Raw genomic sequence first — 8,513 nt, forward strand, 5'->3', positions numbered from 1 at the left:
TGCGGGTGGCCTGCGGAAAGGCCCCGTGGACCTGGTGGACCTAGAAGAGCCCCGTGTCGGCGAAGCGCAGGACCAGCTGCGGGGCGCCGGACAGGCCGATACCGAGGACGGCGGTCAGCGCCATCGCGGCCGTGAGGGGGGCCGGGACGAGGTGCTTGGCGGGCTCTCCCTCGGGGGCGCGGAACAGCAGGGCCGTCCATTGGAGGTAGTAGTACAGGGCGATCACCACGTTGACGGCCATCACCACGGCGAGCCAGCCGAGGCCCGCGTCGACGGCCGCGGAGAAGACGGTGACCTTGGCGAACAGGCCGATGATGCCCGGCGGCAGTCCGGCCAGGCAGAGCAGGAAGAAGGCCAGCAGCAGCGCGGTCACGGGGTTCGAGGCGTACAGACCCCGGTAGTCGCTGACGCGGTTGAGGGTCCTCGTACGGCCCACCAGTGCGGCGACCGCGAAGGCGCCCAGGTTCACGGCGGCGTACATGAGCGCGTAGGCGACCGTGGAGCCGATGGAGCGCTCGGCGTCGCCGGAGTACGCGGCGGCGGCGATCGGCACCAGGAGAAAGCCGGCCTGGCCGACGGACGACCAGGCGAGCAGGCGGACCGCGCTGTACGCGCGCGTGCTCTGCTGCCGGAGGGCGCCGACGTTGCCGACGGTCATGGTGAGGGCGGCCAGGGCGGCGAGTGCCGGGCCCCAGACGTCTGCGTACGACGGGAAGGCGATGACGGTGACGAGGATCAGCCCGGAGAAACCGACCGCCTTGCCGACCACCGACAGGTAGGCCGCGACCGGCAGTGGGGCGCCCACATAGGTGTCGGGCACCCAGAAGTGGAAGGGCACCGCGGCCGTCTTGAAGGCGAAGCCGACGAGAGTGAGGGCGACGCCGGTCTGCGCGAGGGTGTGCAGCTGGCCGTCGACGCCCTGGACGCGTTCGGCGATCTGGGTCAGATAGAGGGTGCCCGTCGCGGCGTACACGAAGCTGATGCCCATGAGGCTGACGGCGGTCGCGGTGACCGACGACAGGAAGAACTTCAGGGCCGCCTCGGAGGACTTCCTGTCACCGTGCCGGATACCGACCAGGGCGAACGCCGGAAGGGAGGCGACCTCCAGGGCGACGATCAGCGTCGCGAGGTCGCGGGAGGCCGGCAGGAGGGCCGCGCCGGCCGCCGAGGAGAGCAGCAGGAACCAGAACTCCCCCTCGGGGAGTCCCCTGCGCGCGTCCTTGAGGGCGGTGACGGACAGCAGGGCCGCCAGGAGGGCGCCGCCCAGGACCAGGAACTGGATGACGAGGGTGAACCGGTCCGCCGTGTAGCTGCACACGTGGGCGTCGCCGGTGAGGCAGAAGGTGGAGCGGTCGCCGTCCAGGATCGGCAGCAGCATCAGCGTGGACACGGCGAGACCGGCCACGGACACCCACCCGAGGAGCGCCTTCCTGGCATCGCCGACGAACAGGTCGGCGACCAGGACGGCGAGGGCCACCACGGCCGCGATGGTGGGCGGCGCGATGGCGAGCCAGTCGACGGACTGGACCAGGGACACGGCCGGCGACTGGGCCAGGGAGCTCATCGGGTGCCTCCTGCGAGGAGCTGCTGCACGGCCGGGTCGGTCAGACCGAGGAGGGCCTTCGGCCAGAGTCCGGCGACGACGGTGAGGGCGACCAGCGGAGTCCACGCCGCGTACTCGTACCTGCGTACGTCGGCGAGCTGGGGCGCCTCCTGCGGCACGACGCCCATGCAGACCCGGCGGACCACGACGAGCAGGTACGCGGCGGTGAGCAGGGTGCCGAACGCGCCGATCGCCATGAAGGTGAGGAACGCCGGGCGGCTGAGGCCGGCGGCGGGCTGGAACGCGCCGAACAACGCCAGCATCTCGCCCCAGAACCCGGCGAGGCCGGGCAGGCCGAGGGAGGCGACGGCGGCGAAGGCGAGCAGGCCGCCGAAGCGCGGCGCCTTGCCGTACAGCGCGGCACCGGTCTGGTCGGCGAGGGCGTCGAGGTCGGTGGTGCCCGTACGGTCCTTCAACGCGCCGACCAGGAAGAACAGCAGGCCGGTGATGAGGCCGTGGGCGATGTTGGCGAACAGGGCGCCGTTCACGCCGGTCGGCGTCATGGTGGCGATGCCGAGCAGGACGAAGCCCATGTGGCCGACGGAGGAGTAGGCGATGAGGCGCTTGAGGTCGCCCTTCGCACCCTGCTTGGCGAGGGCGAGGCAGGCCAGGGATCCGTAGATGATCCCGACGACGGCGAAGGCGGCGAGGTACGGGGCGAAGGTGCGGAATCCGTCGGGCGCGACCGGCAGCAGGATTCGCACGAATCCGTACGTGCCCATCTTCAGCATGACGCCGGCCAGCAGGACCGAGCCGACGGTCGGAGCGGCGGTGTGGGCGTCGGGCAGCCAGCTGTGCAGCGGCCACATCGGCGTCTTGACCGCGAGTCCGATCCCGACCGCCAGAACGGCGATGACCTGCACGGATGTGGTCAGCGACCGGCCGTTGTCAGTGGCGAGTGCCACCATGTCGAATGTGCCCGCCGTGATTCCGATCAGGAGCAGGCCGAGCAGCATGACCACGGAGCCGAGCAGCGTGTAGAGGATGAACTTCCAGGCGGCCTGCGTCCGCCCCTCGCCGCCCCATCGGGCGATGAGGAAGTACATCGGGATCAGGACCATCTCGAAGGCGAGGAAGAACAGCAGCAGGTCGAGGACGGCGAAGGTCGCGAGGGTGCCGGACTCCAGGACGAGCAGCAGCGCGACGAAGGCCTTCGGGGCCGGGCCCGCGGGCATCTTGAAGTACGAGTAGAGCGCGCAGAGGAAGGTCAACAGCGCGGTCAGGACGACAAGGGGGAGGGAAATGCCGTCGACACCGAGGTGGATCCGCACGTCGAGCGCGGGGATCCAGCTGATGTCCGTGCCGGCCTGCATCTTCGAGGGCTGGTCGTGGTCGAAGCCGAGCGCCAGCACGATCGCCGCCACGAGGACCACGCCGGTCACGGTGACGCCGTGCCGCAGCACCGCCTGCTCGGGCGACTTCCCCTTCAGACCGGGCGGTGCGGGCAGCAGAGCGGCGACGGCGCCGAGGAGCGGGCCGACGACGACGAACGCCAGAAGGAACTGCATCACGGACTCGTTGATACCGATCACGCCTGCTCACGCTCCCGTGGCGACAAGGACGGCGGCGACCACCAGGACGACGGTGCCGGCGAGCAGCGCGCTCACATAGGTCTGCACATTGCCGGTCTGGGCGCGCCGGACGGCGGCCCCCAGCCAGCGGGGCAGGGCGCCCGCCCCGCGTACGTAGGTGTCGACGACCTCGCGGTCGAGGAACCTCACCAGACTGGCGCCGCCCTGGACAGGGCGGACGAACAGCGCCGAGTACACGGCGTCCAGGTGGAAGCCGACGGCGGCGTGCCGGTGTAGCGGACCGAGCAGCAGGCGACCGGGATCCGCCGGGTCGGTTGCGAGGGCCACGTCGCCGTAGGCGGGTTCATGGGTGGCGATGGCCTCGGCCTCGACCTGCCCCGCGTCGCCTTCCGGGTGGGCCGCGACCGCGCCCAGCGGGACACGGGCGGCGCGCGCGCTGGTGTGGCGCCAGGCGGCGTAGGTCAGGAGGCCGCCGATCAGCGCCAGGCCCGTGCCCAGCACGGACGTGGTGAGGGTCGGGGTCAGCTCGCCGCCGTCGAACCAGCCGGGCAGCGACTGGTACGCCAGTCCGCCCAGGGCCAGGGACGGGGCGGCCAGCACCCAGAGCACCACGGTCATCGTCAGCGGCTGCCTGCCGTGGTCCGGCACCTCGGCGCCGTGACCGCGGAAGGCCAGCAGCCACAGGCGCATGGCGTACGCGGCGGTGAGCAGGGCCGTGAGCAGGCCGGCGACCAGGACGATCCAGCCCGCGGCGCCGGGCACGTGCGCGGTGTGCCCGGTGGTGACGTGTTCGGCGGCGCCGAGGACGGACTCCTTGGAGAAGAAGCCGCTGAAGGGCGGGATCGCGGCGAGCGCGAGGAGCGCGACGGTCATCGTCCAGTAGGCGTCGGGGACGCGGTCGCGCAGGCCGCCCATGCGGGACATGGCGGCCAGCGAGTTGGTGCCGGCGGCGTGGATGACCACGCCCGCCGCGAGGAACAGCAGCGCCTTGAAGGCGCCGTGGGACAGGAGGTGGAAGACGGCGGCGCCACGGTCGGCGACGGCCAGCGCGCCGGTCATGTAGCCGAGCTGACCGATCGTCGAGTAGGCGAGGACGCGCTTGATGTCGTCCTGGGCGAGCGCCGCGACGCCCGACCCGGCCATGGTGACGGCGGCCATCACGGCGAGGACGACCATCGCGGCGGCGGAGGCCTGGAAGACGGGGAGGAGACGGGCGATGAAGTAGACACCGGCGGCGACCATCGTCGCCGCGTGGATCAGCGCGGAGACGGGCGTGGGACCCGCCATCGCGTCGGGAAGCCAGGTGTGGAGCGGGAACTGGGCCGACTTGCCCGCCACACCGGCCAGAAGCAGCAGGGCGATCAGCGTGGGGTGGTCGAGTCCGCCGCTCGCGACCGCGCCGAGCACCCGCGTGATGCGGAACGACCCGGCGTCGACGGCGAGCGCGAACAGGCCGATCAGGAAGGGGACGTCACCGAGCTTGGTGACCAGGAATGCCTTGATGGAGGCGGCGCGGGCCTCCGGGGTCTCCCAGTAGTGCCCGACCAGGAAGTAGGAGCAGATGCCCATGACTTCCCAGCCGACCAGCAGCACCATCAGGTCGCCCGAGTAGACGACGAGGAGCATCGCGGAGGTGAACAGGGAGACGAGCGCGGCGTACGAGGGGTAGCGCGGGTCGTCCTGCAGATAGCCGGTCGAGTAGATCTGCACGCACAGCGCGACGAACACCACCAGGACGGCGACCAGGGCGGCGAAGCCGTCGATGTACAGGGCGAGTTCGATCGGGATCGACCCGGTGGGCGTCAGCTCGGTGGCGGAGGTGACGGCCTCGTCGCCGCTCTGGCGCACGGCGACCAGCACGGCGAGTACGAGCGAGGCGAGCGTCGGCAGGACGGCGATCGGGCGGACGAAGCCGGGGGCCGTGCGGCCCAGGAACAGCCCGGCGGCCGCGCCCAGGAACGGAAGGAGAGGAACGAGGTGAGCGAGGGTCGTCGTGGTCACGCGGTGGCCTCAGCCTTCTCGGCGTCCGGCTCGGCCGCGCCGGCCTCGCCGCCGGGTCCGTCGGTCTCGTGGCCCTCGGCGGTGTCGCGGAGCTTGTCGATGTCCGAGGTGCCGCGGTTGCGGTGGACGGCGAGGACGATCGCGAGGCTGATGCCGATCTCGGCGGCCGCGATGGCGATGGTGAACAGGGTCAGGGCCTGGCCGGAGTGCAGGCTCTCCTGGGCGGTCCTGCTGAGCCAGACGTCGAAGGCGACCAGGTTGAGGTTGACGGCGTTCAGCATCAGCTCGACCGACATCAGGACCAGGATCGCGTTGCGGCGGGCCAGGACGCCGTACAGGCCGGTGCAGAACAGGAGGGCGGAGAGTACGACGGGGTAGGCGAGGTGCATCAGCGGGCACCGCCCTTGTCGCTTCGCGTGCCGGGGACCGGCGGGCCGTTCCGGGCGGTGGTCGTCGCCGCGTCGGCCTTCGCCTTGCGGGACAGGACGATCGCGCCGACCAGCGCCGCGAGGAGGAGGACGGAGAGGGCCTCGAAGGGGAGGACCCAGCTCTGGAAGAGGGCCTTGCCGGTGACCTCGGTGGATCCGGCGGGCGCACCGTCCAGGTCGATCCAGGTGGTGCGGAAGGCGTCGACGACGACCCAGACCAGGGCGACGGCCGAGGCGACGGCCACGGCGAGGGCGGCCCAGCGGTTGCCAGAATCGGCATCCGGGGAGCGGCCGATGGGGGCCCTGGTGAGCATCAGACCGAACAGGAGGAGGACGACGACGGAACCGACGTAGATCAGCACCTGCACCCAGGCGATGAACTCGGCGGTGAGCAGGAGGTACTCGACGGCGAGACCGCCGAGGGTGACCACCAGCCACAGGGCGGCGTGCACCAGTTGCCGGGTGGTGACGGTGACGATCGCGGCGCCGAAGGTGACCACGCCCACGAGCAGGAAAGCGACTTCGACGCCGGTCGGGGAGAGGAATCCGGGCTGGGTCGCGGCGAAGTACCCGTGGTGGGTCGCGGCCAGGGTCACGAGGCTCCTCCCTGGGGGTCGGTCGGCGCGGCGGGTTCGCCGCGCTCCGTGGCCTCGGCCTCAGCTGCCGCTGCCAGCTTCTCGGCGGTCTTGCGGGCGGCGGCGATCTCCTTCGGTTCCTCCGCGCCCGGGTCGAGGGCCGGCGGGGCGGGCACGGTCCACATCCACTCGCGGAGCTTGTCGCGTTCGTGGGTGAGGTCGCGGATGTCGGTCTCGGCGTATTCGAACTCCGGGGACCAGAACAGAGCGTCGAAAGGACAGACCTCGATGCAGATACCGCAGTACATGCACAGGGAGAAGTCGATCGCGAACCGGTCCAGGACGTTGCGGCTGCGCTCACGGCCGCCGGGGGCGGCGGGCGGCACCGTCTCCTTGTGGGAGTCGATGTAGATGCACCAGTCCGGGCACTCCCGGGCGCACAACATGCAGACCGTGCAGTTCTCCTCGAACAGGCCGATCACGCCTCGTGTACGGGGCGGGAGGTCGGGCTGGACGTCCGGGTACTGCTCGGTGACGGTCTTCTTCGTCATCGTGCGCAGGGTGACGGCCAGGCCCTTGGCGAGACCGCTGCCGGGAAAGCGGGGCCGGGTGGGCGGGAGAGACTCAGGCATGGCTACTGGATCACCACCTTGACGATGCCGGTGAGGGCGATCTGGGCGAGGGAGAGGGGGACGAGAAGGGTCCAGGAGAGCTTCTGGAGCTGGTCCTCGCGCAGCCGCGGGTAGGTGACGCGCAGCCAGATCACGACGAACGCGAGGAGGGCCGTCTTCAGCAGCGTCCAGACCCAGCCGAGTCCGTGGGCACCCCAGGGGCCGTGCCATCCGCCGAGGAACAGGACGGTGGTCAGACCGCACAGGACGACGATCCCGGCGTACTCGGCGAGGAGGAACAGGGCGAAGCGCAAGCCCGTGTACTCGGTGTACGCGCCGAAGATGATCTCCGAGTCGGCGACCGGCATGTCGAAGGGAGGGCGCTGGAGCTCGGCCAGCCCCGCCACGAAGAAGACGATCGCGCCGACGATCTGCCACGGCAGCCACCACCACTCGAAGGCGGCGAGGATGCCGGTCAGGGAGACCGTGCCGGCCGCCATGGCGACGGAGGCGGCGGTGAGGAGCATCGGCAGTTCGTAGGCGAGCAGTTGGGCTGCGGTGCGCAGGCCGCCGAGGAGGGAGAACTTGTTGGCGCTGGCCCAGCCGGCCATCAGCGAGCCGAGGACGCCGACGCCCATGACGGCGAGCACGAAGAAGATGCCCGCGTCGACCACCACGCCCACCGCGCCCTCGCCGGGGCCGATGGGGATGGCGAGCAGGACGAGTAGGTACGGGAGGAGGGCTACGGCCGGGGCGAGCTGGAAGATACGGCGGTCCGCGCCGGCCGGGACCACGTCCTCCTTCTGCGCGAACTTCACGCCGTCCGCGACGAGCTGGGCCCAGCCGTGGAAGCCACCGGCGTACATGGGGCCGAGGCGGCCCTGCATGTGCGCCATCACCTTGTGCTCCGTCTGGCCGATGACCAAGGGGAAGGTCAGGAAGACGACGAAGACGACCAGGAGTCGCAGGACGACGTCGAGCGCGTCGTTCATTGCCGGCCTCCTGAGGGGTCTTCGGGGGTGGAGGGCTCCGGAGAGGTCTGCGCTTCCTGGGTCTCGGGCATCTCGGGCATCTCGGGCATCTCGGAGGTCCCGGGAGTCTCGGAGGTCCCGGGAGTCTCGGAGGTCCCGGGAGTCTCGGAGGTCCCGGGAGTCTCGGAGGTCCCCGGAGTCTCGGAGGTCCCCGGAGTCTCGGAGGTCTCGGAGGTCTCGCGAGGCTCGGAGGCCTCGGGCGTCTCGCGTGGCTCGGAGGTCTCGGGCGTCTCGGAGGGCTCGGACTCGTCGAACGCAGGGCGGGCGTGGTGCCAGGGGGCGTCGGAGCTGCGCGGAGTGGCCGGGCGGGTGGGCTTCCCCGCCGTCGGTTCCTGGGCGGCGCGCTGCGAGGCGGAGCCTTCGGACGCGGTGCGCGCCCGGCGCGGGCGGGGGCCCGCAGGAGCTGCCGTAGCGTCCGCACCTGCCTGCGCGGCAGCCTCCGTACCTTCCCCAGCCTGCGTACCCTCCGCAGCCTTCGCACCCTTTGCGGCGTCCACAGCCTCCGCACCCGTCGCGGTCTCCGCGGCCTCCGCACCCGTCGCGGTCTCCGCGCGCTGCGAAGCCGAGCCCTCGTTCGCGCTTCGGGTACGGCGAGGAGCGGCTCGGGCGGCCGGAGTCTCGTTGGATTGCTCCGCGCCCTGCGCGCCCTGCGCGCCCTCCGCGACCGCGGCTCGCTGCGAAGCTGACCCCGCGCTCACGCTCCGCGCGCGGCGCGGCCCGGCCGCCGGCGAC

General features: G+C 71.5%; 7 protein-coding genes. All 7 read right to left on the reverse strand.

The genetic code is table 11. From position 1 onward, the window contains the following. Nucleotides 1-40 precede the first annotated feature (40 nt). The 7 genes from AB0O67_RS24225 to AB0O67_RS24255 are packed head-to-tail and all read right to left on the reverse strand — an operon-like array spanning nt 41 to nt 7,742. The gene (locus AB0O67_RS24225) at nt 41-1,564 is read right to left on the reverse strand and encodes an NADH-quinone oxidoreductase subunit N (RefSeq protein WP_365453583.1); all 1,524 of its coding nucleotides are present in this window, start codon (nt 1,562-1,564) and stop codon (nt 41-43) included. After that, nucleotides 1,561-3,135, reverse strand: coding sequence for an NADH-quinone oxidoreductase subunit M (locus tag AB0O67_RS24230; RefSeq protein ID WP_365453586.1), 1,575 nt, complete (start codon nt 3,133-3,135; stop codon nt 1,561-1,563). The genes AB0O67_RS24225 and AB0O67_RS24230 overlap by 4 nt, the downstream gene beginning before the upstream one ends. Before the next feature lie 6 nt (nt 3,136-3,141). Continuing rightward, a complete protein-coding gene (locus tag AB0O67_RS24235; protein ID WP_365453589.1) occupies nt 3,142-5,136 on the reverse strand; it encodes an NADH-quinone oxidoreductase subunit L in 1,995 nt (664 codons plus the stop codon). Then, nucleotides 5,133-5,525: an NADH-quinone oxidoreductase subunit NuoK gene (nuoK, locus tag AB0O67_RS24240; RefSeq protein ID WP_365453592.1), complete on the reverse strand. Its 393-nt coding sequence runs from the start codon at nt 5,523-5,525 to the stop codon at nt 5,133-5,135. The genes AB0O67_RS24235 and nuoK overlap by 4 nt, the downstream gene beginning before the upstream one ends. Continuing rightward, on the reverse strand, nt 5,525-6,160 hold the full coding sequence (locus AB0O67_RS24245) for an NADH-quinone oxidoreductase subunit J (RefSeq protein ID WP_365453595.1): 636 nt from the start codon (nt 6,158-6,160) through the stop codon (nt 5,525-5,527). Before AB0O67_RS24245 ends, nuoK begins: the two co-directional genes overlap by 1 nt. Beyond that, nucleotides 6,157-6,771 (reverse strand): NADH-quinone oxidoreductase subunit I, encoded by a 615-nt coding sequence (locus AB0O67_RS24250; RefSeq protein WP_365453598.1) that lies wholly within the window; start codon nt 6,769-6,771, stop codon nt 6,157-6,159. The genes AB0O67_RS24245 and AB0O67_RS24250 overlap by 4 nt, the downstream gene beginning before the upstream one ends. A gap of 2 nt (nt 6,772-6,773) precedes the next feature. Next, a complete protein-coding gene (locus AB0O67_RS24255) occupies nt 6,774-7,742 on the reverse strand; it encodes a complex I subunit 1 family protein (RefSeq protein ID WP_365453601.1) in 969 nt (322 codons plus the stop codon). Nucleotides 7,743-8,513: the final 771 nt, after the last annotated feature.

It is taken from the genome of Streptomyces sp. NPDC086077, assembly GCF_040686175.1.
In the GTDB taxonomy this organism is placed as follows: Bacteria; Actinomycetota; Actinomycetes; order Streptomycetales; family Streptomycetaceae; genus Streptomyces.

Bases quoted from the DNA above. Each gene is read 5' to 3' on its own strand.
- AB0O67_RS24225 (WP_365453583.1), bottom strand. From the start codon at position 1,564: ATGAGCTCCCTGGCCCAGTCGCCGGCCGTGTCCCTGGTCCAGTCCGTC.
- nuoK (WP_365453592.1), bottom strand. From the start codon at position 5,525: ATGCACCTCGCCTACCCCGTCGTACTCTCCGCCCTCCTGTTCTGCACC.
- AB0O67_RS24250 (WP_365453598.1), bottom strand. From the start codon at position 6,771: ATGCCTGAGTCTCTCCCGCCCACCCGGCCCCGCTTTCCCGGCAGCGGT.
- AB0O67_RS24255 (WP_365453601.1), bottom strand. From the start codon at position 7,742: ATGAACGACGCGCTCGACGTCGTCCTGCGACTCCTGGTCGTCTTCGTC.